Source organism: Anaerococcus urinomassiliensis (genome assembly GCF_900128425.1).
GTDB lineage: Bacteria > Bacillota > Clostridia > Tissierellales > Peptoniphilaceae > Anaerococcus > Anaerococcus urinomassiliensis.
On record NZ_LT635782.1, the window covers coordinates 677,398 to 703,776 of the forward strand.

Sequence of the window (26,379 nt, forward strand, 5' to 3'; positions counted from 1 at the left end):
TTAAGAGTAATTATGACAAACTGCCATTAATATAAATAGTGGCAGTTTTTTAGTTTTTGAAAGAGAGAGATTTTAGAATATAAATTATTGCACAAAATAATAATTTTGTGCAATAATTGTAAATATATAAAGTATCAGTACAATAATATTATGAAAACTATAATTTATGCTATTTGGAGCAATTTATGAATCAACCAATACTACTTATAGACTATTTAAATTTCTTAAAATCAATTCGAGGTCTATCTCCCAATACAATTAAAGAATACGGATATGATTTAGAAGTTTTTTTCAAATATCAAATTCTAAGAAAAGTTTATTATGGAGATCAAAGCTCATTTGTGAAAGAATTTAAAGATACAGATATGAAAAAAATAATTGATGCTAAATTCTTAGCTAATCTTACGATTGCTGATTTTTATGCTTATCTCTCATATTTAGATAATGAAAAAAATGATAATCCTACTACTAGGTCGAGAAAGATTTCAGCTATAAAATCTTTTTATAAGTACCTCTATCAGGAAATTGAAGTTATTGACGAGAATATTACAGAGAAACTGAGAAATCCAAAAATCAGCCAAAGGCAGCCCGTCTACCTCACTTTGGATGAAACTGAAAGATTATTAACGGTAGTCAATGCTGAAAAGAACGAATTTCTGAGAGCTCGTGACTTAGCTATTATATTCACATTCCTTACAACTGGAATGCGCTTATCTGAGCTGGTATCTATAAATGTATCAGATATAGAAAATGATCACTTTAAGATAATTGGAAAAGGAAATAAAGAAAGAACTGTTTACTTAACTGAAAATGCCCTTAAACTAATTCATAATTATTTAAATATAAGAAATAAATATTTGGATGGTATGTATATAGATGCTTTATTCGTATCTACTAGAAAAAATCGAATTTCAAATAGAGCTGTACAATCAACTATAGAAAAATACCTTAACAAGGCTGGATTTGACACTTCTTTGTACTCTACCCACAAACTTAGACATACTGCTGCAACTTTGATGTATAAGTATGGCAATGTTGATATAAGAGCCTTAAAAGATATTCTAGGGCACACAAATATTTCTACAACACAAATTTACACTCACTTAGATGATGAAGATTTAAAAGATGCTGTCAATAAGAATCCACTTTCAAAATTAGACATATAGATAAAAAATCAAGGGTACCTATATGTATCCTTGATTTTTAAAACGGCTTAAAACGAGTTTTAGAGCGAGCTTTCCATGGTAGTAATTTAATCCACCCTGTAAGTATGCTATATATGGACTTCTTAGTGGACCATCAGCAGATAACTCTGAAGTTGATCCTTCTACAAATCCACCTGCAGCCATTATTACAGGATCTTCATATCCTGGCATAGGAAAAGGTTCTGGGATTAAATTTGAATCAACTGTAGATGCTTCTTGTATAGCTTTACAAAATGTAATGACCTTGTCCGGATCTTCAAATTTTATAGCTTGAACTACGTCACTTTGATGGTCTCCGATTTTTGGAATTACTTCATAACCAAGTTCATTAAATACTTTCCCAAACAACATCCCTACTTTTATAGCCTCTTTAACAATTTGTGGCGCAAAATATAGGCCTTGCAATACTTGTCTAGTTGTACCAAAGCTTAATCCTTCGTCCTTACCGATTCCTGGGGCTGTTAAAGTATTTGAACAATACTCTATCAAATCCTTTTTTCCTACAATATATCCACCAGTTATTGCAATACCACCACCAAGATTTTTAATTAATGAACCAGCTAGAATATCAGCTCCAACTTCTATAGGTTCTTTATCTTCGGTAAATTCTCCATAACAATTATCAACAAAAATAATTGTTTCAGGATTCGCTTTTCTAATTTCATTAACAGCTTTTTCAATTTCTTCTATTGTAAAGGCGCGTCTTTGAGTATAGCCAGTAGATCTTTGAATTAGTGCTAATTTAGTCTTTTTATCAACAACTTTGTGAATATTTTGATAATCAATTTGATTATTTTCATCTAGGCTCAGTTTGTCATAAGAAATTCCCTTTGAAATCAAATTACCTTTTTTATTGCCTACAATTCCTATTACTTGTTGCATGGTATCGTAAGGATCATCAGTTATGGCAACCATTTTATCTCCATAATTTAATAGAGCAAATAAGACCAATGATAAAGCATGTGTTCCTGCAACTATACTTGGTCTTACTAAGGCATCTTCAGCCTTAAAGATATCAGCATATATTTCTTCTAACTTTGCCCTACCTGTATCTGCATAACCATATCCGGTTGCACTAATAAAATCTTGAGTATTAAGATTATTTTTATTGAATGCTTTTAATACTTTTACTTGATTGATTTCAGCAATTTCTTCTAATTTATTAAAATCATTAATTAGACTAGCTTGAGCCTTATTTATAATATTATCAAATGAGCTATCTATATTATAATGATTATATATTTCGTTAAAATTCATAAATATCCTTAATTGTACTAATAATTATATCACTAGCATCATTTTTGCTTAGATTATCCATAATAATCTCATGGGCAAAGTCATAATTTAGGTATCTTTTCATCCATGTTACTTGCCTTTTTGCGTAGTGCCTTGTATTTTTTTGTATCAAATCTATAAGTTCATCAATATCTATTTCATCTTTTATAAAAGGAAAGATTTCCTTATATCCAATAGCTGACATAGATTGTGATTCTCTATCTAGCCTATAGGCCTTAACTACGTTTACAAATTCTTCTATTAGACCGTTAGAGATCATTTCGATAACTCTATTATTAATCTTTTCGTAAAGACCAGATCTGTCTTTGAAATTTAAGAAGAATAAAATCGGATCGACTTTTTTGTTTAATGCTTTTTCACCACTTCTTACATCAGAAGGCTTTTTACCTGTAAGTTCATATATCTCAAGGGATCTTATTATCCTATTTCTTTCGTTTTCATGGTATTTATCAGCTGTAAGGGGATCAATATACTTAAGTCTATCATATAAATATGAGTTTCCCTTATTATCAGCTATTGCTTCTAGTTCATTTCTTAGATCAGAATCTCTGGGAGTTGCTCCATAATTCATATCAAATAAAATAGAATCTATATAGAATCCAGTACCACCGGTAAGTATTGGAATATCCCCATATTCATTAATTTGATGAATCAATAATCTTGCTTTTGAAGAGAAATCTTCCACTGTAAAGTTTTCATTTGGATTAATTAGATCAATTAAATGATGATTTATGCCGTAAGTTTGATCTATTTTATTTGTTCCTATGTTCATATCTTTATAAATTTGCTGGCTATCGGCAGATATTATTTGTCCACTAAAAGCCTTGGCAACATTTATTGATATATCACTCTTGCCACTAGCTGTAGGCCCTGTTATTATAATTACTTTATCTTTCAAAATATCTCTCCAAATCTTTGTCAGTTAATTCTATAATAATAGATTTACCATCATAAGTTTTGTATGGATTGTCGAGCTTTAATAGGTCATTTAGGTATTTCGTGGCTTCTATTTCTCTTAGCTTATAGCCCTTTCTAAATGACTTAGATTTAATATACTTTCGTATATTTTTATAAAATAAATCACCTTTATTCGCTAAATCTAGATCTAGTAAGTCATAAAAGAAATTATTGTAATTGTCATTATCAAATATTTTAGGAATTGATCTTATTATAACTTCATCCTCAGTAATCAGGTCAATATCAAATCCCATATACATTAAGTAATCTTTTTTATCCACAAATTTTAACTTATCATTAGCTTTTAACTTAATGACTATAGGATCTAATAATAATTGCTGACTGACATTACCATTTTCTAACTCTTCCAAAAACTTGTTATAAAGTATTGCTTCATTAGCTCTTCTTGCATCCATCAAAATAATTTTACCATTAGAAGATTCAAACAATGAATATCTAGAAAAAACACTAGTTAGGTAAGCATATGATTTTTCTTCGGTAAAAGAAATGATATCAATATCCTCAGAAACAATGTCATTATTATTGGAAGTATTAACCTTTTTATCAGATAATTGATTCATATTTTCAAAAAAATTATTATCCTCATAGGAAGGCTTATTTTCCTTTACAATAGAAGAATTTTGATATTTCTCTAAGACACTTGTATAATCACTAAAATCTAACAAAGACTTAGTCTTATTTTCATTAATTGGCATTTTATTTGGGTAAATATTTTCTGCCAGAGATTTATATACACAATCACTAAGCAAGGATAATAAATTATCTTCATAAATAAACTTTATGGTTCTCTTGTTAGGATGCACATTTATATCTAGATTCTTTGGATTAGTGCAAATAAATAAAAATAAAGCTGGAAATCTTCCATTAGGTATATAAGTCTTATATTCATTTTCAATTGTATTAATGATTAAAGGACTATCAACTAATCTATTATTAACATATAGATACTGAAGGGATCTGGATGCTCTGTAGTAGTTTGAATTTGAAATATATCCTTTCACAGTATAAATCTCATTGCTTTCATCTATCTCAATCAGCTCATCCTTTAGATTATCATCTAGCAAGTTATAAATCCTAAGATCAAGCGGTTCGTTAGCTGAAGTTTTAAATTCTAATCTATCATCTTTTACATATTTAAATCCTATGTTATTATAGCCTAAAGCTAAAGAATACATCAATTTAGTAATCGCATTTGACTCAGCTAGGTCTGATTTTAAAAATTTATATCTAGCAGGAATATTAGCAAAAATATTTAAGACTTCTATACTTGTTCCTATATTTGTAGCAATCGATGATTCTTTGACTTTGTTGTTTGCAAACTCAATTTTACTACCAATATTAGTATCAGAAGTTTTAGTAATAGCTTTGACATTTGCAACACTAACTATAGTGGATAAAGCTTCGCCCCTAAAACCTAGAGAATAAATATCATATAAATCTTCAAAATGTACTATTTTTGATGTAGTGTGCTTTTCAAATGCAAGTTTGAGGTCATCTTTAGCTATACCACTTCCATCATCAGTAACTCTTATATAAGTTTTTCCACCGTTTTTAATTTCAACTGTAATACATTTTGCCTTAGCATCTATCGAATTTTCTACCAGTTCTTTTACAACAGAAACAGGTGATTCAATTACCTCTCCTGCTGCTATCTGTTCTATTGTATATTGGTCTAATTTTCTAATAGTCATTATGCTAAACCATTAATCCTTTCTACTAAGGAATTAAGCTTATTAATTGCTTCTAGAGGAGTTAGGGCGTTAACATTAATATCCTTTGTTAGAGATATAATTTCTTCCATATTTTTTAAATTTATATCATCTATAGTATCTACAATATTCTTAGTCTTATTTGTTTGAAAATAATCATCATCCGAAATTTTATCCATAAAGACTTTGGCATCCTCTATTATTTCAACAGGAAGACCACTTAGTTTGGCTACTTCAATTCCATACGACCTGTCAGATTTTCCAGAAGATATCTTCCTAAGGAATATTAGATTGTCATTTTCATTTAATATTTCAATTTTAAGATTTTTAACATTATCTAGCTCGTTTTCAAGAATTGTTAGCTCATGAAAATGAGTTGCAAAAACAGTCTTAAATTTCTTAACTTTCGATATATATTTTACTAAAGCCATAGCAATACTTAATCCATCATCTGATGAAGTTCCTCTTCCAACTTCATCTAAAATAACAAAAGACTTAGGGCTTGCATTTTTTAAAATATTGCTTACCTCATTCATTTCTAGCATAAATGTAGATTCGCCCTTGGAAATATTATCGCTTGCTCCAATCCTAGAAAATACCTTATCACATATAGCTATATCGGCATAGCTTGCTGGTACAAAAGATCCCATTTGAGCCAGTATTATTATAATGGCCATTTGTCTCATATAAGTCGACTTGCCAGCCATATTAGGGCCGGTAATTATTTGAATCAAATTATCGTCTTCACCTATATCAGTATCATTAGCAATAAATTCATTTTCTTTAAGTTTACTTTCTATTACAGGATGCCTACCATCTTTTATTATGATTTGGTTGCCATCATTAAGCTTTGGTCTAACATAATTATTGAAATTAGCAACTCTAGATAAGGTGTTTAGGCAATCAATATTAGCAATCATTTTTGCCAAGGCTTGGAGCATTAAAGTTTTTTCTAATAAAATATCCCTTATTTCATTAAATAATTGGTATTCAATCTCATTAACTTGATCCTTGCCATTTAAAATTAAGCTGCTTAGTTCTTCAAGTTTTTCAGTGGTATATCGTTCCTGATTCTTTAAGGTTTGTTTTCTTATGTAAGATTCGGGAACTTTGTCTAAGTTGCTTTTTGTTATTTCTATAGAATAACCGTTATTTTTATTAAAAATTATTTTGTAATTTTTAATACCGGTTTTTTCTCTTTCTTCACTTTCATAAATTGTAAGTTTTGTTAGAGCTTCTTCTGAGGATATTTTTAAATCATCAAGTTCATTAGAATATCCTTCTTTTATTATTCCACCTTCTGTTATAGATATAGGTGGGTCGTCCACTATAGATTTTTCAAATAATTTATATATATCTGATATATCAGGTAGGTTAATGCCAAGATTTCTGATTATTTCATCATCTGAATCTTCTAGATAAGATTTTAATCTAGGAATATCTTCTAGAGAGTTTTTAAGTGATATAAAATCTCTAGCATTGGCTCTTTTATAAGATATTTTTCCTATTAATCGTTCTAAATCCATAACATTTTTTAAAAAGTTAGAAATATTTTGTGAATCTATTGGATTATTATAAAAATATTGAACTATATCAAGTCTTCTGTCTATCTTTTCTTTGTCGATGAGAGGCCTTTCTAGCCATTGATTTATCAGTCTAGAACCCATTACTGTATCGCATTTATCAATAATGTTTAGTACAGTATCTTCTTTGCTATTATTATTATTAAGATTTCTGTGTAATTCTAAGTTTTTTCTAGTATTTGCTTCTAGCTGTAGATAGTTATTTATTTCTAAAATTTCAATATTGTTGATATGGATGAGTTTATCGTCATAAAATTTATAAATATAGTCGAGTAAGTTTGCCGTAGAAACAAGGCAAAGTCGTTTGTTCTCTATTTTTTTAAAGTTATCTATTGATAGGTATTTTGTAATTTTTTTATTAATCTTACAGTAATTATTATCATCATCTATATAGTTTAAAAATACATCTGATTCTTGCTTTAAATATATTAAAACATCTTTTAAACTAAAATTACTATTTATTATTATTTCTGAAGGATTGATTTTTTCTATTTGGTCTATAGTTCTTTTCGCTATTAAATCTTTTGATCCTTTAATTTCAAAACTTGTTAATTGACCTGTAGATATGTCACAATATGTAAGTCCAAGGCCAAAATCATTTTGAAAAATTGATAGCAAGTAATTGTTTTCTCTATTATCAAGTGTATCTATATCTGTAATGGTTCCTGGCGTTACAACTCTAGTTATGGCTCTTTTAACAAGTCCTTTAGCTTCTTTAGGATCTTCTACTTGATCACATAAAGCAACCTTGTATCCCTTTTTTACAAGTTTGCCTACATAGTTATCAATTACATGGTGTGGTACTCCACACATTGGAGCTTTCTTATCATGTCCACATTCTTTGCCTGTTAGGGTAAGTCCCAATGTTTTGCTAATAATAATGGCATCGTCAAAAAAAGACTCAAAAAAATCCCCCACCCTATATAAGAGCAGTGCATCTTTAAAAGAATCTTTTACATCTATGTAATGCTTCAACATTGGTGTTAGTTTTTCATACTTAAAATTGTCCTTCATAGCCATCCCCTATCTTTAATAATATTATACCATAACAAAAAGACTCACTATAAAGCTATATCTTCTTACTTTATATCTAGAGTCTTAACATTCGTTATCCATTTTGCTGATGAATTTGTTGATGTATCTATGATTATCATTTTACCATAGCCTGGATTTGCATCATAAATTGGTTTACCATCAATTCTGTATACCAGATATATTTTTCCTGGCTCTAATACATCTGACATAGCTACCCTTTTTGAGTTTCCTTCATCATCCTCAATTACCATTACGCCACTATCTTTTAGGTTGTAGTCAAGCTTTCCAATAATCTGCTCTATAGATATTCCTTCAACCGGTATTGTCTCAAGACCATTATTAATGCTAACATCAAGTTTTTGGCTACCTATACTTCTTAATTCTTTTAAGGTTAGAGAGTCAAGCTGGTCACCATTACCTTTTACTATCAATATCTCATTATCATATTTTGCAATTTCGTTCTCGCTACTTACTTTTTTAAAGACTGTAAAAGCTAAACTAAGGATTAGTATGGTGGCTAATATTAAAAATATACGATATTTATTCTTTTTAAAAACTTTTGAAAAATTATTATTCATTAATTTCCAGTGGAACCAAAGCCACCATCACCTCTATCCGTTTCTTCTAAGTTATCAACTTTGATTAGTTCACATTTTTCATAAGGTTGAATTACTAATTGAGCTATCCTATCACCTTTTTTAATAGCTTGGGGGCTTTTACCATAGTTATACATAAATATCATAATCTCCCCTCTATAGTCTGAGTCTATAACTCCCACAGTATTTGCTAGCATCAGATGTTTTTTAACTCCAGTTGAAGATCTAGGATATACTGCACCAAAAAAACCTTCAGGAATTTCTAGCCTGAGGTCTGTATTTATTTTTTTCATTTCTCCAGGTTCAATTATTACGTCTTCATCATTTGAACAATATAAGTCTATGCCACATGAACCCGATGTCTGATAAGATGGCATTGGGCCATCTGTCATAATTTTAAATTTTTTATTCATTTTATCACCTTCACTACACAATAATATACCAATTTTCACCTATAATTACAAAGAGATTAAAATAAAATTTGGAATTATTTTAGTTAATAATGTGATAATAGCTCAAAATCTTAATAACTATTACAGAATTTGTTAAAGATATTGCAATAAAAATCTAAGTGTATTATAATTATATTAAAGATAAAATGTACATATAGAAAAAGGGAGTAAATTATGACAGAAAAGAAAAAAGATAAAGTAATTGATCCAAAAACAGGTAAAGAATGCTGCTCTAGCCAATATGACGGTAATGATGAACTTGATAAAAAATCTCGTGCATCAGAAACATCAAAGGGTGGAGATGATATAGATAATAAATATTCTCCTGACCAAGAAGAACTAAAAACAGAAGTTGATGAAGCAGATCAAATCTCTAACGTTGGAGTTGAAAGCAGAAGAACTCGTGAGGATGATTTATCTGAAAATCCTTCTAAAGATAAATAGTTTATAATACTTACATAGGCCTCCATTTCACTTATGAATTGGAGGTTTTTTATAACAAAAAACCAAGCTATTGCAACTTTTGCAATGCTTGGTCAATTTTCAAATCAATATTGGTTTATTAATTATCACTTTCTGATGGATTTTCTGAAAGTTCGTCAACTCTTGTTCTTCTTCCTTCAGCACTTGGCGCAGATACTTGTCCTGCCTCATCAATTGTAGTGTTTCTATACTCTGTGTCAGTAGTATATTTGTCATCAGGATCTTCGAAATTTAAGTTTTGATCAGTAGATTTTACTTTTTCTTCTAAAGATTCATCACCTTCAAATTGACTAGTTTCTTCTTCTTTTCCAGTTTCAGGATTGATAATTTTTTCGTTTTCTTTTTTATCTGTCATTTTTAACTCCTTTTCTCTTGCAATATAATTTATACCCAAATAAAGATAATTTAAAATTTATTATGTTTATTTTCTAAAAAATCAGTCATTATCTTCGATAATGGCTCTTCTTAGTAGGTCTCCTTTCTCAAGTGGATGATCAATTGTCATATATATTTTTTCTTTGGCTTTGTTAGCAACTTCAATATCTTGACCTTTAGAGTCCCTCATATTATCGATTTTAAATTCAACAAAATCTTTGCTATTACCAAATATTTCAATCTCTTCGCCTAGTAAAAATCTATTTCTTTGTTCAATTATAGCTTCTTTAGTATCTTTATTGTAATCTAATACCTTGCCTATGAAGTCATATTTTCTAATATATGATGAAGTCTCATAGATTTGACCATCTCCATCAGGTTTGTTATTAAAGAATCCCTTTGTATAGTGCCTGTGACTTGCTTTCTCAACTTCATTAAAATACTTTTGAATAGTCTCTTTATTATAATTGCCTTCATAAAAAGCATCTATAGCTTGTCTATAGCTTCTTATAACGGTTGCAACATAAAACTCTGTCTTCATTCGTCCTTCGATTTTAAAACTATCAATACCTGCTTCTATTAGCTTATCAAGTTCATCTATCAAACATAGGTCCTTAGAGTTCATTATATAAGTTCCTGATCCATCTTCTTCTATAGGGTAATATTCTCCTGGCCTATTTTCTTCTTGTATGCTATATTTCCACCTACAAGCTTGAGCACAATCCCCTCTGTTGGCATCTCGTCCTGTCATATAGTTAGAAAGTAGACATCTACCTGAATAAGATATACACATTGCTCCATGGACAAATACTTCTATTTCCAAATCTTTTGGAGTATTGTCTCTAATCTCAATTATTTCATCTAAAGATAGTTCACGAGCTAGTATGACTCTTTTTGCGCCCATCTTATACCAGAAATTAACAGTTGCTGTGTTGGTTACAGAAGCTTGTGTTGATATATGAAGATCTATATTGGTTAGTTCCTTAGCCAATGAAAAAATACCAGGATCTGAAATTATAAGAGCATCAACGCCTATTTCATCAAGGAACTTTAAGTAATCTTCAATACCGTTCATATCTTCATCGTGAGGTACTATATTCATTGTTATATGAACTCTAACATCATTATCATGGGCAAATTTCACAGCTTCAATCATAGCTTGTCTATCAAAATTTTTCGCATTTGCTCTAAGTCCAAAGCTATCTCCAGCCATAAATACAGCATCTGCACCAAATTTTACAGCAGCTTTTAATCTTTCCATATCACCAGCGGGGGCAAGCAATTCTACTTTTTCTTTATCCATTATTTCTCCTTAACGCTTATAGTTAAACCATCACCTATTGGAATGATAGAAGTTGTGAAGTCTTTTCTATCGGATACATAGGATAGGTAATTTCTTAATCTTTTTACTATAGTGATCATTCTTTTATTTATCAAATCATCATTTAGGACCATACCTTTGAATAGAACATTATCAGATATTATTATCCCTCCATCATTTAATAAATCAGCACAAATTTTAAAATAGTCCTCATAGTGAGCTTTATTGGCATCAATAAAAACAAAATCAAAGCCTTGATTTATATTATTCAAGGCTTTCATTGCATCATCGTTTATTAAATTTATTGGAGCATGGAATTTATCAAAATTATTTTGGGCTATTTTTGATGTAGATTCGTCCAATTCTATAGTAGTAATATCAGCTTTAGTATATTTATAAAAAACTAAGGACGAATATCCTATAGCCGTTCCTAGTTCTAGGATAGATTTTGGTCTTTGAATAGCCAATATACTTTTAATAAATTCTTTGCTCTCGATATTCATTATAGGAACATCATTTTTTAAAGCATATTCTCTTAGGTCTAAAAAGTCCCTATCTTCAATAATGTTTTCTAAATAATCACTAGTGTGTTGGTAATTAATATATCTCATTATTTTCTACTTCTGATATTACTGGTAATATCATAGGATCACGGCCTAGCTCATTGTACAAATAAGATTTTAAGTCTTCTCTAATTTGATATTTTATTTGACTTAAAGCTCTAATTTCTTCTTTTTGACATTTTTCAACAGATCTCAGTACTACTTCTTTTGAGTTTTCTATAATATCTTGGTTTTCTTTCACGTAAACAAAACCACGAGATACTATTTCTGGACCTGCCAGTAACGCTTGGGTATTTCTATCAAAAGTAATGGATACTACCATAAGACCATCTTCTGATAGGTGTTTTCTATCTTTTAGTACTATATTGCCTACATCACCTATACCAGAACCATCTACTAAGATTTTTCCAGCTGTTACTTTTCCTGTAACTTTTGCCGTCTTTTTAGTAAACTCTAGTACATCACCATTTTCTAGAATAAATATTTTATCTTTATCCATTCCCATGTCTTCGGCTATCTGTTGGTGAGTTTTCAATTGACGAGCTTCTCCATGGGCAGGTAGTAAGTATTTTGGTGTAGTTAGTTGGTACATTAATTTTATTTCTTCTTGGCAAGCGTGACCAGATGCATGGACTTTTGCCAAAGATGCATAGATTATATTTACACCAATCTTTGTTAGTTTATTAATGGTATTATTGATAGCTATCTCATTGCCTGGAATAGCTGATGAAGAAAGTATAACAGTATCTGTTTCATTTAGGTGAATTTGTTTGTGTTCTCCATTTGCCATTCTAGTTAGAGCAGATAGTGGCTCACCTTGAGTACCTGTCGATAGGACAACTATCTCATCATCAGCATAGGATTTGATATTTTTCATATCAATTAGTGTATTGCTCTTAACCTTCAAATATCCTAAATCGCTAGCAATTTTAACGTTATTTAGCATTGATCGACCAGAAAGAGCAACTTTTCTGTTGTATTTTTCAGCCGCATATATTACCTGTTGAACTCTGTGAAGGTTACTTGCAAAGGTTGCAACAATTATCCTACCACTTACTTGTCCAAAAATCCTTATAAAGGTATCTCCAACTTCTTTTTCACTTAGTGAATGGCCTGGTCTTTCAACGTTAGTACTATCAGCATAAACTGCTAGTAGTCCTTTTTTTCCTAGTTCTGCCAGTCTTTGTATATCTGTTGGGTCTCCATCAATTGGAGTAAAGTCCATTTTAAAGTCGCCTGTAAATAGTATTGTACCTACAGGTGATTTAACTGCTATAGAACATGAATCTGGTATAGAGTGGCTAACCCTAATAAATTCTACACTTAAATCCCCAACATTAACTTTATTGTTGACGTTTACCATTTTGATTCTATTTGGATTTAATCCATGTTCTTTGAATTTATTTTCTAAGAGTCCTTTTGTCAATTTTGAACAATATACATTTGTATCAACACTCTTTAAAAAGTAAGGTATAGCTCCAATATGGTCTTCGTGACCGTGGGTTACAAATATACCTCTTAGTTTATCTTTGTTTTCTTCTACATAGGTAAAATCTGGTATTACTATGTCTACTCCAAGCATATCTTGGTCAGGAAATGTTAGACCACAGTCTATCATAACCATGTCATTTCCGTATTCAACTATAGTACAGTTCTTACCAATTTCTTGTAATCCCCCAATAGGAATTAGCTTTAATTTTTTCTCATGTCTCATTTATACTCCTTAAGTTTTTGACATTCGGAGCATGTGCCATAAATTCTAAGAGAATAATATTTCATATCAAAATCATACATATCTTTTAATGACTTTGTCAATTCATTTTTATTTATACATTCATCTTCTATTATTTTCCCACAACTAGTACAAATAATATGGTCGTGGTGGTCATTTAGTGAATCTATAAGCTCATAAGTGTAGGCATTGTCAGTAAACTCTTGTTTGTTAACAATACCTAATTCTTCAAAAATATTTAAAGTTCTATATATTGTTGCAATTCCTACTTGCTTATTATCCTCATGAACAATGGAAAATAGCTCTTCTGGTGTAACATGCTTTGGAGAGCTATCTTTTAGAACATTAAAAATAATCTCTCTTTGCTTTGTGAACTTTTGATTATGATCTTCAAAAATTTTTCTAACTTCTTTAGTTTCCATTGGTTTCTTCCTTCATTTCTTCATACAATTTGATGATTTCATCTAATTCTTCTTGATCTTCAATTGCTTTAAAAATGACTTCATCGTCATTATTTATTACTTCAGCTATAAGTATTAAATCATCATCGTATTGTTGAAGGGCACAGTAATTTTTGTCATCTACTCCGAAAGTATCTATTATATTAAATTTGACTTCATTATTATCTTCATCATATAAAACAATACTATCCATTGTTTCTCCTGTCTAAATAGCTTTGCAAGATAAATGTAGCTGCAATTTTATCTATATACTTCTTCCTATTTTCTCGTCTAACATCCATATCAATAAGTACTCTTTCTGATTGAAGAGTAGTCATTCTTTCATCCTCATAAACAATCGTTTTGTCAGTTTGCTTTCTTAGCAAATCTACAAAACTCATTACTTTCATAGATTGAGGGCCTATGGAATTATTCATATTTTTAGGAAGACCTACTACAATTGTTTCTACATCCTGTGTTTCTATAATTTCAACTAGCCTTTGAATGTCTAGACTTGCTTTTCTTCTTTTTATTGTTTCTATAGGATGAGCCATCAAAAACATAGGGTCGCTAAGAGCAACCCCAATAGTTTTATCACCTACATCCAGACCCATTATCCTAGTCATTGATATAGCTATTTAATAATTCTTCAAGTATTTCATCTCTATCTACAACTCTTATTAGTTTACGTGCACCATTATGAGCTGTAATATAGGTAGGATCGCCAGATAACAAATATCCAACAATTTGCCCTGTTGGCTTATAACCTTTTTCTTCTAGGGCATTATAAACAGTTGTTAGAATCTCTCTAATATCCTTTTGGTCATCTCTTTCAGGTTTAAAAGCAATAGTTTCGTTAAAATTATTATTTTCAGTCATTTTAAAACTCCTCTATATAATCTGATGAGCTCTTTCTAAAGCAAGATCTACCTTAGAAATATCTTTTCCTCCAGCTTGTGCGAAGTTCTTTCTTCCCCCGCCGTTTCCACCAGTTAACTGACTTATCTCTCTTACTATTTTTCCTGCATCATATCTATTAGTTAAGCTATCATCTACAGATACTGTAAATATCAACTTATTATTACTTAGACTTGCAAAAACTATGACTAAATTATCAAATGTTTGCTTTAATCTATTTTCGTAATCACGCATCTGATCTGTAGTCGCATCTTCAAACTTATAAATAAGTAGATTTATATCATCTTTCTTTTCAACTGCTTGCTTTAATTGTTCAAAAGTATCTTTATTTGAAGATGATTTTAATCTTTTTATTTCTTCTTTTTGATTTGAGATTTCTTCTTTAATAGCTCTGATTCTGTTTTCAATTAAATCTTCTCTAGTTCCTAAATCATTAGCTATTTGTTCTAGGTCACATTTTTGTTTTTGTATAAGCTCGTAAACTTTTTTTCCGCTTATGGCTTCTATTCTACGAACGCCTGCAGATACTGAAGACTCGCTTATTATTTTAAACATTAAGATTTCAGATGAATTGTTAACATGACATCCGCCACACAATTCTTTAGAATAATCTCCTATGGAAACAACTCTAACTTCGTCTTTGTACTTATCTTCAAATAGTCCTATAGCTCCCATTTCTTGAGATTTTTTAAATGGAAGAATTTCTTTTCTTACATCTAACTGTTCTCTTATTTTTTCATTAACTACATCTTCTATTTCCCTTTTTTGGCTAGCTGTAAGTGATCCATTATAGGTAAAATCAAATCTTAGCTTCTCATCATCTACTAAAGAACCTGCTTGGCTTATACCATCTCCTAATACATCTCTGAGAGCTTGATCTAATAAGTGAGTTGCTGAGTGATTTCTTGTTATATCTAAGCGGCGAGTTTTATTTACCTCAAAAGTGTATTCTTCATTTACATGAATTTCTCCATCTATGATTTCTACATAATGAAAATAAATATCATTTTTCTTTTGAACATCTGTAACTTTAGCTTTAGCATTTTTATTATATATATAACCTATATCAGCAACTTCACCGCCGCCTTCAGCATAAAATGAAGTCTTATCAGTTACTATTATACCTTCTTCGCCCTCTTTTAGCGATGTTACTTGGCCATTTTCGTCAAATATATTAATAATATTAGCATTTACTGATAAATTATCATAACCAACAAATTCTGTAAGATTTATTCCATCAGTAACTATATTATCAAGTGACCAACCAGCATCTTTTTTCCTTGCATTTCGGGCTTTTTCTCTTTGATCTGCCATCTCTTTGTTAAATTTATCTTCATCTACATCGTAGTCTTGTTCATTTAATATCTCTTTTGTTAAATCAAGAGGAAATCCATAGGTATCGTACAATTTAAAAGCTTCAGATCCATCTAAGATCTTCTCACCATCTTTTTCCATTTCAGATATTAAACTATTTAATCTATCCAAGCCTTGGTCTATAGTTTTTTGGAACCTGTCTTCTTCTTCAATGATAACTTCAAGTATATGATCTTTATTATGAGCTAATTCTTGATATTCGTCTTTATAGGAATCGATAACTTTACTTACAATTTTAGTTAAAAATTCACCTTCTATACCAAGAAGCTTTCCGTGTCTGTAAGCACGCCTAATAAGTCTTCTAAGCACATATCCACGTTTTTCATTTGATGGAACTACGCCATCAGAAACAAGGAATGTCATAGCTTTGACATGGTCAGTTATAACTCTGATTGAAACATCATCTTTTGGATTTTTCTTATATGATTTACCTGATACTTTTTCTATTTCACTTATAATATCTTGGGCTATATCAATCTCAAATATATTATCTTTTTGTTGAAGAACCATGGCAATTCTTTCAAGTCCCATTCCAGTATCTATATTAGGATGAGCTAAAGGTGTATAATTTCCTTCACTGTCCTTATTAAATTGAGTAAATACTAGGTTCCATATCTCTAAAAACCTATCAGAGTCATCATTTCCAGGAGCGTTGTCATTTTCATCTACTGCTTTGCTAGGCCCCCTGTCTACGAATATTTCAGAACATGGTCCGCATGGACCAACTTCTAGTTCCCAGAAGTTCTCATCCTTATCTTGACGTAGTATACGTTCTTTTGGCATTCCTACTTCATCTTTCCAAATATTATAAGCTTGCTCGTCATCTTTGTAGACAGTAACCCATAATAAATCCTTAGAAATATCTAGATGTTTGGTCAAGTATTCATATGCCCATGTTATAGCTTCTTTTTTAAAATAATCCCCAAAAGAAAAGTTGCCCAACATTTCAAAATATGTTCCATGGCGTTCAGTCTTTCCGACTCTTTCAATATCTCCTGTACGAACACATCTTTGTGAAGAGGTTGCTCTATTATTTTTCATGCTTTCTTCACCAGTAAAATATTTCTTAAGTGGTGCCATTCCTGCATTGATTAAAAGCAAAGATTCATCATCTTTTGGTATTAGGGAAAAAGATTTTAAAATTGTATGATTTTTTTCATTGCCAAAAAAATCTATATAAGATTTTCTAAGCTCGTTAACTCCTAAGTTTTTCATCGACTCTCCTATTATTTTGATTTACCATAGTATCTAAGGTTATGGAATCAATAGTATCATTTATAGCTTCATCTAATTTATTGAAGGCAAAATATGCCCTACATTCATTGTCACAATGACTTCCATCTTCAAGGCATCCTGTAACATTAAAAGTACCTTCTAGAACTCTTAAAACTTCACCAACCGTTATTTGATCAAGTTTTTTTACTAGCTTATAGCCACCTTTTGGCCCTCTAGTGGACTCAACTATATTAGCGTTTTTAAGTAGCCTTATAAGTTGTTCAAGGTAGTTATCTGATAAGTCAAGATTTTCTGATATTTCAGAAACAGATATATATCCTCTATCTTCATTTTCTGCCAAGTAGCATATAGCTCTTAGACCATATTTACTTCTAGTTGATAATTTCATTATATCTCCTATACAGTTATCAAATCTTTAAGAGATTGATAAAATTTCTCTCCAATTCCATTTACATTTTTCAAATCTTCTATAGATTCAAATTTGTTAGATTCTCTATATTCTAAGATCGAATCAGCTCTCTTGTCTCCAATATTTGGCAAGGTCATCAATTCTTCCTTGCTGGCTTTATTAATATCTACCTTATTCTTGCTAGAATCGTTACTATCAGATGTTATAATTGGTATTGTATCATTAGCATCATCGCTACTTACTTCATAGATACTAGGTATGTATATCTTCATCTCATCTTCAAGTTTCATAGCAAGGTTTAAATCTTTTGCATTAGCATTTTCTGTCAAACCACCAGCTTTTTTAATCAGATCATCTAGCCTGTCACCATCTTCAAATTCGTAGACACCTTCTTTACCAATCTCACCAGAAATGTAGACTTTCATTTCATCTATTTCAACGTTTTCGTCTTCATCTGCAGGTGATATTGCATCTGAGGATGTATCAAGTAAAGAAATTTCTGATTTTAATAAATCATCTTCGTTATTCTTAACATAGTTATTAGCAATTAAAGCTACAATAACTATGATTAGACCCATTATAATTTTATCTTTTCTCTTATCATCCATATTGAAAACCTAGCAATTTATGAGAAGGCTATTCTTCCCATAAATCGTCTATTCCATAAAATTCTCTTTGTCTTTGTGTGAATATGTGGACAATAATATCATCTGCATCCATTAGTATCCATTCCCCTTCACGCAAACCTTCTTTAGATAGCAATTCATATCCGTTTTTGCCAAGCTCTTCTTCAATATAGTCTGCTAGAGCTTTAGTTTGGATGACTGAAGTACCTGTTGCAATTACAAAGGTATCAGCTATAGAAGAATCGCTAAGTTCTAAGACTTTTACATCTTCAGCTTTTCTGTCATCTAAAACTTTTAAAATAATATCTAATTTATTCATTTTTCTCCTTAATCAAGTAGTTATAAGCACTTATAGTTAAAGGATGAATCAAGCTTAGTTTGTTTGTTAAAAAGATTATATTGTGACTTAAGCTATATAGAATTGCTTGGTCTATATCTTTTTTTGCCAAATCTCTTAATTCATCTACGCCAGGATAAGATCTTTCAGGTTCAATAGCATCAGCCAAGTAAATTATTTTTTCTAATTCACTCATATTTTCTTTACCTGTAGTATGGTATCTTATAGCATCAAGTACTTGGTAATTATCTACATTATACACTTTTTTAGCTACTTCCGCTCCTAAAAAAGAGTGCAAAACAGATTTATAATTAATAGTCTCAGCGCTTATATTATCAGCAAATAATTCCAGATACTTATCCTCATTGTATTTTGCACAGTCGTGAAGTATCGCTGCAGTTTTAACCAAATCATCATCTACGCTTGTGTTAAGTTTTAGAGCGGTTTCCATGACTCTTTTTGAGTGTTTGAACCTTTTTAACCCAATATCTTCTATCAAGTTATTTTTCCAATTTTTCAAATCATACATATAGATTATGTTCTCCTATAAAATCTATAACTTCATCGGTAACTAGGTATTTTATACTCTTACCCTCTTTTACTAAATTTCTTATTAGGGTAGATGATATATTTATATTTAGGTTATTTATAAGATATATTTCTTTATTATCTTTTTTTATTTGATCAACTTTTTTCACAAGATCACTGTCACTATCAGTGTTTGATCTTGTAAATACAATTAACCTATCATTTAAAATATTTTCGTAATTTTTCCAAGTGTCTATTGTCATAAAAGAGTCTTCTCCCATGATATAATAGAATTCATCTTCAGGATATGATTTTTTGAAGTAATCGAGCGCTTCATGGGTATAAACAACATCATCATTTCTTGCTTCATAGGTGGAAAGTTCTACTCTTGGGTTATCTGTAATCGCTCTTTTCACCATCTCAACCCTGAGTTCAGTTTTTGTTTTTTGTTTATTTACCTTGTGAGGAGGATTGGAACTTGGAAGAATTATTATTTTATCTATGTCTAGAAAATTAAATACATTTTCCATGACTATTAAATGTCCAACATGTATTGGATCAAATGTTCCTCCATATAAACCAATTTTCATAATTAATCCTAACTATATTTGATATTTATTATCGTCATTTTTTCTATAGATAGTAATAATACTGCCTAGGTGATTGACAAACTCAGCATTCAATTCTTCTAATAGAGTTTTTACTATCTCATCTTGGTCATCAAGATTATTATTTAAAACTTTAATTTTTATAAGTTCACGAGCCTCTAAAACTTCGTCTATGGCTCCTAAAGTTTCTTCTGTAAGTGAGTTTTTACCTATATTAATAACTGGCTTAAAATCATGGCTAAGTGCCTTTAGCTTTGCTCTTTGTTTACTACTAATCATTATTTCTCCTATTCATAATACTCAAAGACAATATCGCCAACTGCAACACTATCTCCTTGTTCAATTCCCATTTCTTTTAATTTATCAAAAACTTCCATTTCTCTAAGTGTTTTTTCAAAGAACATACGGGAATCATAATCTTCAAGATTTATTTTTTCTAAAAGGTTGTCAACTCTTTTGCCAAATACAACGAAGATTTCATTATCTTTTGCAAATTGCAAGTCGTAATCTATTTCTTTGTTATAATATTCTTCCAAGAAGTTCTCATCAACATCTTCCATAAGATCAAACTTCTTATCTTCACTTTTTAATAATAAATCATAAGTCGCATCTAAAAGTTTCTTGATTCCATCAGTTGTTGCTGCAGAGATTTGATATATATCATAAGTATCTCCAAAAGTTTTGATAAAGTTTTCTGCATTATTATTAGTATCTAGGTCAGTCTTATTTAAGGCAACAATCATTGGTTTGTTGGCTAGATTCTCATTATATAATTTTAGCTCTTCGTTTATAAGTCTAAAATCTTCTATTGGATCTCTAGCTTCTATTCCAGAAATATCAATAAGATGAATGAGCACCCTACATCTTTCTATATGTCTTAAAAAGTCATGTCCAAGACCTTGACCTTCGTTGGCTCCTTCTATGAGTCCTGGGATATCGGCTACTATAAAAGATCTTTCATTATCGATATTTACTACACCTAGGTTTGGATCTATGGTTGTAAAATGATAGTTTGCAATCTTTGGTTTAGCAGAGGATATTACAGATATCAAAGTTGACTTTCCAACATTTGGTAGGCCGACAAGTCCAACATCTGCCAAGACTTTTAGTTCAAGAAGCAAGTCTATCTCTTGTCCCTTTTTGCCATTTTCTGCAAAACGAGGTGCTTGACGAATGGAATTTTTGAAATGAACATTTCCTCTACCACCTTTGCCCCCTTTTGCTATTAAAAACTCTTCACCATCTAGCTTGAAGTCTTTAATAATTGTATTAGAATTTGCTTCTCTTAATATTGTTCCAACAGGAACCTTGATGATTAAATCGTCACCTTTTTTGCCAAACTTCTTTTTTTTGCCACCAGGCTGGCCATTTTGTGCTTTATATTTACTTTTGTATCTGAATTCATCAAGGGTAGATAGGTTTCTTGTTGCTTTAATAATGATGCTACCACCATTGCCTCCATCTCCACCAGCTGGTCCACCTGTAGGTTCGTATTTTTCCCTACGCCAAGCGACAGCTCCATTGCCTCCATCTCCAGCTTTTAGACTAATTTTAGCAAAATCTATCATAAAAATTTCCTTTCATATGAAAAAAACCTGCCGAAAAGGCAGGCTAAGTGTTTCTTAGGCAATATCTTGTTTTGGATAAACAGAAACTTGTTTTCTGTCGCGTCCTTTTCTTTCAAATTTTACAATTCCTTCGCATGATGCGTATAGAGTATCATCTCCACCTTTTTTTACATTGTTGCCTGGGTGGATTTTTGTTCCTCTTTGTCTAACGATGATTGTTCCAGCGTTTACAAATTGACCATCAGCTCTTTTTGTGCCTAGTCTTTTACTTTCTGAATCTCTACCGTTCTTTGAAGAAGATACCCCTTTTTTACTTGAAAATCTTTGTAAGTTAATATTTAAAATCATATTATATCTCCTTATAATTTAATTTTACAAAGTTATTATAACTTTGCTCTAAGGTCCATATTCCTGTCTTAAAACTAGTAAATACCACTTCTGCCTTTTCATTTGTTTGATAGGCCATTAATTTCATAATTTCATCGTCATCCGTAAATGAAAATTCATCAATATATAACTCTAGAGTATTAACACAGGTGTAAGCAAGTATACTTACTGCTGAACAAACTATGTCTTTGCCATACTCATCATAATCGGCATGGCCACTTATTTCAAATCCTACAATGTTTTCTTTTTTTAATAAAAGATTAACATTAATCATTTATTATAAAGAAATACTGTTAATTTTAACTAAAGTATATGGTTGTCTGTGACCTTGTTTTTTTCTATACATTTTCTTAGGTTTGTATTTGAATACTACGATTTTCTTATCTTTTGCTTGGTCTTCGATTGTAGCAGAAACTTTAGCATTTTCTACTGTTGGAGCTCCAACTTTTACATCACTATCTCCACCAACTAAAAGTACTTCGTCAAATTCAACAGTTTCGCCTACTTCGTATGGTAGTTTTTCAACTCTAACTAGGTCGCCTTCTGATACTTTATATTGTTTTCCACCTGTTTTTATAATTGCGTACATAGGTGTCCTCCTAACTTCTAAAATTCTCGCCAGCGTAGGTGATCAGTACCCAAACTGAGCGGTTTACCTTATAATAATACTAATATAATAGTATTTTGTCAACTATTTTATCTTATATTCTTATAATTTCTATTGTTTCTAGAGCTTCATCTACTAATTTGTCTATATCAAGCTTTTCTTCGCTCATTTTTATATAGTGAAGTTTAGGCTTAGTTAATGGATTGTCAGGTGCGAATATTGAACAACAATCATCAAATGGTTCAATTGATTTTTCGTATGAACCAATTTTTTTTGATAAATCAACTATATCTTTTTTATCCATTGCTATTAATGGTCTTAGTAATGGTAAGTTTGTTGCTTCTTCTACTACAGATAGGGATTCAAGGGTTTGACTAGCTACTTGACCTAAACTATCTCCAGTTATTAATGCCTTATATTCGTATTTTTCTGAAAGCTCTTCTGCAATTCTTACCATAAATCGTCTAGATAAAATGGTTGTTTCACGTCTGTCGCAATTAGTAGCTATAGATTTATAGATTTCAGATAAATTTATCATAAATAAGTTCATTGGTCCGGTGTATTCACTCATTATTTCTGCCAATTCTACTGCTTTTTGTTTAGCTTTAAGAGATGTATATGGATAGGAATGGAAGTGCAATGCATTGACTTTCATACCACGTTTTGCCATCAAGTATCCAGCAACAGGTGAATCTATCCCTCCTGATAGCATTAATAGTCCATTTCCACTAGATCCTATAGGAAGTCCTCCAAGACCAGCATATCTTTTTGAATATATATAAGCATTGTTCTTAATATCTATAAATACCTTGAAGTCTGGATTATGGATATCAACCTTTAAATTAGGAAATTCATCCAAAATCTTATCACCCATCAACATATTAAATTCAGGTGATTGGTATTTAAAGGACTTATCAACTCTCTTTGTTTGTACTTTGAAAGTTAATTCTTTTTTTCCATAAGCATCTATAATAGATTTTTTGATGGCCTCAAATATATCTTCTTCATTTTTTTCTGTCCTATATACTATATCTATATATGCTATACCAAAAACTTTTTGTAATTGTTCAATAATAGCTTCAAAATTCTCTTCATCAGCTTCTATATATAACTTTGCACTTTCTGTATAGTACTTATCGTAGCCAATAGATTTTATATTTTTAAATATATGGGATAGGGCGTTGTTATAAAATTGCTTCCTATTTGCTCCTTTGAGAAATAACTCTCCAAAACTAACTGATATCAAAGCTTTCATATCATAACCTTTCTAATTTCACTAATACTGTTTTTTAAAACCTTAATAGTTTTATCAATATCTTCCTTTGTAGTTGTATCTGTAAAAGAAAATCTAATTACACCATCTTTGTAATCATCATCAACACCAAGTGCTTGCAAAATCCTATTATTGTTTCCCTTAGAACAAGCTGACCCACTTGAGACATATATCTCTTCTTGCTCTAACATATGGAGCAAAACTTCAGATTTAATGTTTTTAAAAGCTACAGATAGTATGTGAGGAGCAAAAGTATCTTCTGGTGAATTAATTTCTATATCTTCAATATTATTTATTATCTCATTTCTCATATATAGATTTAAGTTTTTGACAGATTCTCTATCAAAATTTTCCATATGCTCATTTAGGGCGATACCCATGGCGTATATAGCAGGGTGATTATCTGTCCCACTAGATATTATTTGTTGACGACCACCAAATAAAACTGGTTTTAATTTTGATAAAATATTTTTCTTAACATAGAGGCCACCTACTCCCTTTGGACCGTGAAACTTGTGAGCAGAAAAACTCATTAAGTCAATTCCAAGTTTTTTTACATCGCAATCTACCTTCCCTAAGGCCTGGGTTGCATCTATGTGTAGGATGATATTCTTATCCTTAACAATTTTACTAATTGAGGAAATATCTTGGATTGTTCCAATTTCATTGTTTACATAAATTATTGAAACTAGTTTGACATCATCATCTATTTTTTCTTTTAATTCTTCCAAATCTACGAATCCATGCCTATCCGTTTTTAAATAAATTACTTCTTTGTAAGGATATGAATTAAAGCTATCGAAAACAGATGAATGTTCAATAGAAGTTGTAATTGCCTTTGAATTTTCACCACAAAAGGAACTTATAACTATATTATTAGCTTCAGTGGCTCCCTTAGTGAAATATATTTCGTTAGGATTGGCATTAATAACTTTTCCGATTATTTTCTTTGATTCGTCAATCAATTCTTCAGATTTCATACCAAAAGAATGCAAAGATGAAGAATTTGAAAAATATGTATTTTCAGCAAAATCTCTTGCTTCTTGGCTTTTTTTTGAAATTTGTGTAGTAGCTGCATTGTCTAAATATATCATAGCATCTCCTTTAAGTATATAATTATATTACTAACTTTAATATATACAAATCAAGTATAATATAAATATGATAACGTATAAAAAATTATATAGAGCAGATAACTTAAGAAAAAATGAAATAGTATTAGATATAGAAACGACAGGATTGGATTCTTCTAGTGATCGACTAGTACTTCTAGGCACTATTGTCTATGAAAATGAAAAGCCTTATATTAAACAATATTTTGCTGAAAACGACCAAGAGGAAAAGAGACTATTAAAAATCTATCTTAGTCTGATTAATGATAAGACGGTTATTAATTTTAATGGAGATATCTTTGACATTCCCTTTTTAAATAATAGACTCTTAGCAAATGAACTTTTCCCGGTATTTCCTAATTCATATGATTTACTAAAAGAAATTTATTCAAGACGTAAGTTTTTTGTATTTGAATCCATGAAATTAGTAGATCTAGAAAAAAAGATAGGCATCTATAGAGATGATCCAAGCAGGTATAAAGTCATAAGTAAACTAACAGATGATATAGTTAAAAGAGATAAGCCCAAACCTATAATGGTCCACAATGAAAATGATTTAATTGCAACTGAAAAACTTGCCAACATAAGCGATTATTTTAACGAAGAACTCTCTATCAACCTATTAAATAATAAAATCACCTTAAATTCTTCATTTATTAATAATGACATTGGCAAATTTATTCTAACTTCAGAAAAACCTTTTGTAAATTCTTATTTTAACGGCCCAAATTATGAGCTAAAAATTGAAGAAGATAAAATCGATATAAACTTACAAGTTTTATATGGCAAATTTGATGAGAATACCAAAGGTTTCGTTGCTCTAAACACTTTTAACCTAAATAATAAAAGCAATCTAAATGTAGATCCTAAACTATTTGTTATTAAGGAAAATTACACTTATAATTACAAAAATATACTAATTTTAAGTAAAAAAATAATAGAGACCCATTTATAGGTTCTCTATTTGCCAATCTATAGGTTCTTGACCTGTAGATTTTAAGAATTTATTTGCTTGTGAAAAAGGTTTTGAACCGAAAAATCCCCTATATGCCGAAAAAGGTGATGGGTGAGATGATTTTATTATTAAATGCTTGGGATTAGTAATAAAGGCTTCTTTGCTTTGGGCATTTCGTCCCCAGAGAATAAAGACAATTGGTTTTTGTCTATCATTTAATAATTTGATTATCTTATCTGTAAGTATCTCCCAACCTAGTTTTTCGTGAGAATTAGGCTCACCTGCTCTAACTGTCAAGGATGTATTTAGTAGTAGAACGCCTTGATCTGCCCATTTTTTAAGGTAACCATTATCAGGGATATAAGTTCCTATGTCCTCGTGCATTTCTTTATAAATATTTATAAGAGATGGTGGCGTCTTTACTCCTTTCTTGACGGAAAAAGCATAGCCATGGGCCTGTCCTTTGCCATGATAGGGATCTTGCCCTAGTATTACAACCTTACAATCTTCATAAGATACAGATTTTAATGCATTAAATATGTCATACATATCTGGGTATACCTTATAATTTTTGTACTCTTTTATAAGTTCTTTTCTCAAATTTTGATAGTAAGTTTTTTCCCATTCACTAGCTAATAGTTGGTCCCAATCATTGCCAATAAATACACTCATT

At 30.6% G+C, this 26,379-nt stretch carries 31 protein-coding genes; 3 read left to right on the forward strand and 28 right to left on the reverse strand.

What is annotated here, in order from left to right:
* Positions 1-185: 185 nt before the first annotated feature.
* Positions 186-1,166 (forward strand): tyrosine recombinase XerC, encoded by a 981-nt coding sequence (locus tag BQ7474_RS04230; protein WP_073997742.1) that lies wholly within the window; start codon positions 186-188, stop codon positions 1,164-1,166.
* 18 nt (positions 1,167-1,184) lie between these two features.
* On the opposite strand, the gene BQ7474_RS04235 is transcribed toward BQ7474_RS04230, so the two are convergent.
* The 6 genes from BQ7474_RS04235 to dut all read right to left on the reverse strand — a co-directional run bounded on the left by BQ7474_RS04235 (position 1,185) and on the right by dut (position 8,815).
* A complete protein-coding gene (locus tag BQ7474_RS04235) occupies positions 1,185-2,462 on the reverse strand; it encodes a methionine gamma-lyase family protein (protein WP_073997743.1) in 1,278 nt (425 codons plus the stop codon).
* A complete protein-coding gene (gene miaA, locus BQ7474_RS04240) occupies positions 2,452-3,399 on the reverse strand; it encodes a tRNA (adenosine(37)-N6)-dimethylallyltransferase MiaA (protein ID WP_073997744.1) in 948 nt (315 codons plus the stop codon). The genes BQ7474_RS04235 and miaA overlap by 11 nt, the downstream gene beginning before the upstream one ends.
* Complete coding sequence (gene mutL, locus BQ7474_RS04245; RefSeq protein ID WP_177343661.1) at positions 3,389-5,170, reverse strand: DNA mismatch repair endonuclease MutL; 1,782 nt, start codon at positions 5,168-5,170, stop codon at positions 3,389-3,391. The genes miaA and mutL overlap by 11 nt, the downstream gene beginning before the upstream one ends.
* Positions 5,170-7,785, reverse strand: a complete 2,616-nt coding sequence (mutS, locus tag BQ7474_RS04250) for a DNA mismatch repair protein MutS (protein WP_073997746.1) — start codon at positions 7,783-7,785, stop codon at positions 5,170-5,172. Before mutS ends, mutL begins: the two co-directional genes overlap by 1 nt.
* Before the next feature lie 65 nt (positions 7,786-7,850).
* Positions 7,851-8,384, reverse strand: coding sequence for a hypothetical protein (locus BQ7474_RS04255; protein ID WP_073997747.1), 534 nt, complete (start codon positions 8,382-8,384; stop codon positions 7,851-7,853).
* Positions 8,384-8,815, reverse strand: a complete 432-nt coding sequence (dut, locus tag BQ7474_RS04260) for a dUTP diphosphatase (RefSeq protein ID WP_073997748.1) — start codon at positions 8,813-8,815, stop codon at positions 8,384-8,386. Before dut ends, BQ7474_RS04255 begins: the two co-directional genes overlap by 1 nt.
* Positions 8,816-9,028: 213 nt before the next feature.
* Between dut and BQ7474_RS04265 the strand changes: the two genes are divergently transcribed.
* Entirely contained in the window at positions 9,029-9,298 is a 270-nt protein-coding gene (locus BQ7474_RS04265; protein WP_073997749.1) for a hypothetical protein, read from the forward strand.
* A gap of 118 nt (positions 9,299-9,416) precedes the next feature.
* Here the strand turns inward: BQ7474_RS04265 and BQ7474_RS04270 are convergent, their stop codons facing one another.
* The 21 genes from BQ7474_RS04270 to BQ7474_RS04370 all read right to left on the reverse strand — a co-directional run bounded on the left by BQ7474_RS04270 (position 9,417) and on the right by BQ7474_RS04370 (position 24,733).
* Positions 9,417-9,692 carry a hypothetical protein gene (locus BQ7474_RS04270; protein WP_082187881.1) on the reverse strand — a complete coding sequence of 92 codons (276 nt, stop codon included), beginning with the start codon at positions 9,690-9,692 and terminating at the stop codon, positions 9,417-9,419.
* 81 nt (positions 9,693-9,773) lie between these two features.
* Positions 9,774-11,015 (reverse strand): peptidase U32 family protein, encoded by a 1,242-nt coding sequence (locus BQ7474_RS04275; protein WP_073997750.1) that lies wholly within the window; start codon positions 11,013-11,015, stop codon positions 9,774-9,776.
* A complete protein-coding gene (locus tag BQ7474_RS04280) occupies positions 11,015-11,644 on the reverse strand; it encodes an O-methyltransferase (protein WP_073997751.1) in 630 nt (209 codons plus the stop codon). Before BQ7474_RS04280 ends, BQ7474_RS04275 begins: the two co-directional genes overlap by 1 nt.
* Positions 11,631-13,310 (reverse strand): ribonuclease J, encoded by a 1,680-nt coding sequence (locus tag BQ7474_RS04285; protein ID WP_073997752.1) that lies wholly within the window; start codon positions 13,308-13,310, stop codon positions 11,631-11,633. The genes BQ7474_RS04280 and BQ7474_RS04285 overlap by 14 nt, the downstream gene beginning before the upstream one ends.
* Positions 13,307-13,750, reverse strand: coding sequence for a Fur family transcriptional regulator (locus BQ7474_RS04290; RefSeq protein ID WP_073997753.1), 444 nt, complete (start codon positions 13,748-13,750; stop codon positions 13,307-13,309). Before BQ7474_RS04290 ends, BQ7474_RS04285 begins: the two co-directional genes overlap by 4 nt.
* The gene (locus BQ7474_RS04295; protein WP_073997754.1) at positions 13,740-13,982 is read right to left on the reverse strand and encodes a DUF1292 domain-containing protein; all 243 of its coding nucleotides are present in this window, start codon (positions 13,980-13,982) and stop codon (positions 13,740-13,742) included. The genes BQ7474_RS04290 and BQ7474_RS04295 overlap by 11 nt, the downstream gene beginning before the upstream one ends.
* A complete protein-coding gene (gene ruvX / locus BQ7474_RS04300; RefSeq protein WP_073997755.1) occupies positions 13,975-14,394 on the reverse strand; it encodes a Holliday junction resolvase RuvX in 420 nt (139 codons plus the stop codon). The genes BQ7474_RS04295 and ruvX overlap by 8 nt, the downstream gene beginning before the upstream one ends.
* Positions 14,387-14,647 (reverse strand): IreB family regulatory phosphoprotein, encoded by a 261-nt coding sequence (locus BQ7474_RS04305; RefSeq protein ID WP_044566221.1) that lies wholly within the window; start codon positions 14,645-14,647, stop codon positions 14,387-14,389. The genes ruvX and BQ7474_RS04305 overlap by 8 nt, the downstream gene beginning before the upstream one ends.
* Positions 14,648-14,659: 12 nt before the next feature.
* On the reverse strand, positions 14,660-17,275 hold the full coding sequence (gene alaS, locus BQ7474_RS04310; protein WP_073997756.1) for an alanine--tRNA ligase: 2,616 nt from the start codon (positions 17,273-17,275) through the stop codon (positions 14,660-14,662).
* Complete coding sequence (locus tag BQ7474_RS04315; RefSeq protein WP_073997757.1) at positions 17,256-17,684, reverse strand: RrF2 family transcriptional regulator; 429 nt, start codon at positions 17,682-17,684, stop codon at positions 17,256-17,258. The genes alaS and BQ7474_RS04315 overlap by 20 nt, the downstream gene beginning before the upstream one ends.
* Positions 17,685-17,692: 8 nt before the next feature.
* Positions 17,693-18,313: a ComEA family DNA-binding protein gene (locus tag BQ7474_RS04320; RefSeq protein ID WP_073997758.1), complete on the reverse strand. Its 621-nt coding sequence runs from the start codon at positions 18,311-18,313 to the stop codon at positions 17,693-17,695.
* Between the two features lie 28 nt (positions 18,314-18,341).
* A complete protein-coding gene (gene rsfS / locus BQ7474_RS04325; RefSeq protein WP_073997759.1) occupies positions 18,342-18,650 on the reverse strand; it encodes a ribosome silencing factor in 309 nt (102 codons plus the stop codon).
* A complete protein-coding gene (gene yqeK, locus BQ7474_RS04330) occupies positions 18,643-19,197 on the reverse strand; it encodes a bis(5'-nucleosyl)-tetraphosphatase (symmetrical) YqeK (RefSeq protein ID WP_073997760.1) in 555 nt (184 codons plus the stop codon). The genes rsfS and yqeK overlap by 8 nt, the downstream gene beginning before the upstream one ends.
* Positions 19,190-19,786 (reverse strand): nicotinate (nicotinamide) nucleotide adenylyltransferase, encoded by a 597-nt coding sequence (gene nadD / locus BQ7474_RS04335; RefSeq protein ID WP_073997761.1) that lies wholly within the window; start codon positions 19,784-19,786, stop codon positions 19,190-19,192. The genes yqeK and nadD overlap by 8 nt, the downstream gene beginning before the upstream one ends.
* Positions 19,787-19,798: 12 nt before the next feature.
* Positions 19,799-20,083, reverse strand: coding sequence for a ribosome assembly RNA-binding protein YhbY (gene yhbY / locus BQ7474_RS04340; RefSeq protein ID WP_073997762.1), 285 nt, complete (start codon positions 20,081-20,083; stop codon positions 19,799-19,801).
* Between the two features lie 8 nt (positions 20,084-20,091).
* Positions 20,092-21,372, reverse strand: a complete 1,281-nt coding sequence (obgE, locus tag BQ7474_RS04345) for a GTPase ObgE (RefSeq protein ID WP_073997763.1) — start codon at positions 21,370-21,372, stop codon at positions 20,092-20,094.
* Positions 21,373-21,426: 54 nt separating this feature from the next.
* Complete coding sequence (gene rpmA, locus BQ7474_RS04350; protein ID WP_044566230.1) at positions 21,427-21,720, reverse strand: 50S ribosomal protein L27; 294 nt, start codon at positions 21,718-21,720, stop codon at positions 21,427-21,429.
* 1 nt (position 21,721) lies between these two features.
* Positions 21,722-22,033 carry a ribosomal-processing cysteine protease Prp gene (locus BQ7474_RS04355; RefSeq protein ID WP_073997764.1) on the reverse strand — a complete coding sequence of 104 codons (312 nt, stop codon included), beginning with the start codon at positions 22,031-22,033 and terminating at the stop codon, positions 21,722-21,724.
* Positions 22,034-22,036: 3 nt separating this feature from the next.
* Positions 22,037-22,348, reverse strand: a complete 312-nt coding sequence (gene rplU / locus BQ7474_RS04360) for a 50S ribosomal protein L21 (protein WP_044566232.1) — start codon at positions 22,346-22,348, stop codon at positions 22,037-22,039.
* Between the two features lie 112 nt (positions 22,349-22,460).
* The gene (thiI, locus tag BQ7474_RS04365) at positions 22,461-23,621 is read right to left on the reverse strand and encodes a tRNA uracil 4-sulfurtransferase ThiI (RefSeq protein ID WP_073997765.1); all 1,161 of its coding nucleotides are present in this window, start codon (positions 23,619-23,621) and stop codon (positions 22,461-22,463) included.
* Positions 23,618-24,733 carry a cysteine desulfurase family protein gene (locus BQ7474_RS04370; RefSeq protein ID WP_073997766.1) on the reverse strand — a complete coding sequence of 372 codons (1,116 nt, stop codon included), beginning with the start codon at positions 24,731-24,733 and terminating at the stop codon, positions 23,618-23,620. Before BQ7474_RS04370 ends, thiI begins: the two co-directional genes overlap by 4 nt.
* A gap of 67 nt (positions 24,734-24,800) precedes the next feature.
* On the opposite strand from BQ7474_RS04370, the gene BQ7474_RS04375 reads away from it, so the two are divergent.
* Positions 24,801-25,706, forward strand: a complete 906-nt coding sequence (locus tag BQ7474_RS04375) for a ribonuclease H-like domain-containing protein (RefSeq protein ID WP_073997767.1) — start codon at positions 24,801-24,803, stop codon at positions 25,704-25,706.
* Here BQ7474_RS04375 and BQ7474_RS04380 read toward each other — a convergent pair.
* Entirely contained in the window at positions 25,701-26,378 is a 678-nt protein-coding gene (locus tag BQ7474_RS04380) for a uracil-DNA glycosylase (protein ID WP_073997768.1), read from the reverse strand. The two genes, BQ7474_RS04375 and BQ7474_RS04380, sit on opposite strands and share 6 nt — an antisense overlap.
* Position 26,379 lies beyond the last annotated feature (1 nt).

Excerpts from the sequence above, each read along its gene's own strand:
- BQ7474_RS04235 (WP_073997743.1), bottom strand. The coding sequence starts at position 2,462 with ATGAATTTTAACGAAATATATAATCATTATAATATAGATAGCTCATTT.
- obgE (WP_073997763.1), bottom strand. The coding sequence starts at position 21,372 with ATGATAGATTTTGCTAAAATTAGTCTAAAAGCTGGAGATGGAGGCAAT.
- BQ7474_RS04370 (WP_073997766.1), bottom strand. The coding sequence starts at position 24,733 with ATGATATATTTAGACAATGCAGCTACTACACAAATTTCAAAAAAAAGC.
- rpmA (WP_044566230.1), bottom strand. The coding sequence starts at position 21,720 with ATGATTTTAAATATTAACTTACAAAGATTTTCAAGTAAAAAAGGGGTA.
- BQ7474_RS04305 (WP_044566221.1), bottom strand. The coding sequence starts at position 14,647 with ATGACTGAAAATAATAATTTTAACGAAACTATTGCTTTTAAACCTGAA.
- BQ7474_RS04315 (WP_073997757.1), bottom strand. The coding sequence starts at position 17,684 with ATGAAATTATCAACTAGAAGTAAATATGGTCTAAGAGCTATATGCTAC.
- thiI (WP_073997765.1), bottom strand. The coding sequence starts at position 23,621 with ATGAAAGCTTTGATATCAGTTAGTTTTGGAGAGTTATTTCTCAAAGGA.
- BQ7474_RS04355 (WP_073997764.1), bottom strand. The coding sequence starts at position 22,033 with ATGATTAATGTTAATCTTTTATTAAAAAAAGAAAACATTGTAGGATTT.
- yqeK (WP_073997760.1), bottom strand. The coding sequence starts at position 19,197 with ATGTATGATTTGAAAAATTGGAAAAATAACTTGATAGAAGATATTGGG.
- dut (WP_073997748.1), bottom strand. The coding sequence starts at position 8,815 with ATGAATAAAAAATTTAAAATTATGACAGATGGCCCAATGCCATCTTAT.
- BQ7474_RS04320 (WP_073997758.1), bottom strand. The coding sequence starts at position 18,313 with ATGGATGATAAGAGAAAAGATAAAATTATAATGGGTCTAATCATAGTT.
- mutS (WP_073997746.1), bottom strand. The coding sequence starts at position 7,785 with ATGAAGGACAATTTTAAGTATGAAAAACTAACACCAATGTTGAAGCAT.
- mutL (WP_177343661.1), bottom strand. The coding sequence starts at position 5,170 with ATGACTATTAGAAAATTAGACCAATATACAATAGAACAGATAGCAGCA.
- BQ7474_RS04275 (WP_073997750.1), bottom strand. The coding sequence starts at position 11,015 with ATGGATAAAGAAAAAGTAGAATTGCTTGCCCCCGCTGGTGATATGGAA.
- BQ7474_RS04230 (WP_073997742.1), top strand. The coding sequence starts at position 186 with ATGAATCAACCAATACTACTTATAGACTATTTAAATTTCTTAAAATCA.
- rsfS (WP_073997759.1), bottom strand. The coding sequence starts at position 18,650 with ATGAATAAATTAGATATTATTTTAAAAGTTTTAGATGACAGAAAAGCT.
- ruvX (WP_073997755.1), bottom strand. The coding sequence starts at position 14,394 with ATGACTAGGATAATGGGTCTGGATGTAGGTGATAAAACTATTGGGGTT.
- alaS (WP_073997756.1), bottom strand. The coding sequence starts at position 17,275 with ATGAAAAACTTAGGAGTTAACGAGCTTAGAAAATCTTATATAGATTTT.
- BQ7474_RS04290 (WP_073997753.1), bottom strand. The coding sequence starts at position 13,750 with ATGGAAACTAAAGAAGTTAGAAAAATTTTTGAAGATCATAATCAAAAG.
- BQ7474_RS04280 (WP_073997751.1), bottom strand. The coding sequence starts at position 11,644 with ATGAGATATATTAATTACCAACACACTAGTGATTATTTAGAAAACATT.
- rplU (WP_044566232.1), bottom strand. The coding sequence starts at position 22,348 with ATGTACGCAATTATAAAAACAGGTGGAAAACAATATAAAGTATCAGAA.
- BQ7474_RS04380 (WP_073997768.1), bottom strand. The coding sequence starts at position 26,378 with ATGAGTGTATTTATTGGCAATGATTGGGACCAACTATTAGCTAGTGAA.
- yhbY (WP_073997762.1), bottom strand. The coding sequence starts at position 20,083 with ATGATTAGTAGTAAACAAAGAGCAAAGCTAAAGGCACTTAGCCATGAT.
- BQ7474_RS04375 (WP_073997767.1), top strand. The coding sequence starts at position 24,801 with ATGATAACGTATAAAAAATTATATAGAGCAGATAACTTAAGAAAAAAT.
- nadD (WP_073997761.1), bottom strand. The coding sequence starts at position 19,786 with ATGAAAATTGGTTTATATGGAGGAACATTTGATCCAATACATGTTGGA.
- BQ7474_RS04295 (WP_073997754.1), bottom strand. The coding sequence starts at position 13,982 with ATGGATAGTATTGTTTTATATGATGAAGATAATAATGAAGTCAAATTT.
- BQ7474_RS04285 (WP_073997752.1), bottom strand. The coding sequence starts at position 13,310 with ATGAGACATGAGAAAAAATTAAAGCTAATTCCTATTGGGGGATTACAA.
- BQ7474_RS04265 (WP_073997749.1), top strand. The coding sequence starts at position 9,029 with ATGACAGAAAAGAAAAAAGATAAAGTAATTGATCCAAAAACAGGTAAA.
- BQ7474_RS04255 (WP_073997747.1), bottom strand. The coding sequence starts at position 8,384 with ATGAATAATAATTTTTCAAAAGTTTTTAAAAAGAATAAATATCGTATA.
- BQ7474_RS04270 (WP_082187881.1), bottom strand. The coding sequence starts at position 9,692 with ATGACAGATAAAAAAGAAAACGAAAAAATTATCAATCCTGAAACTGGA.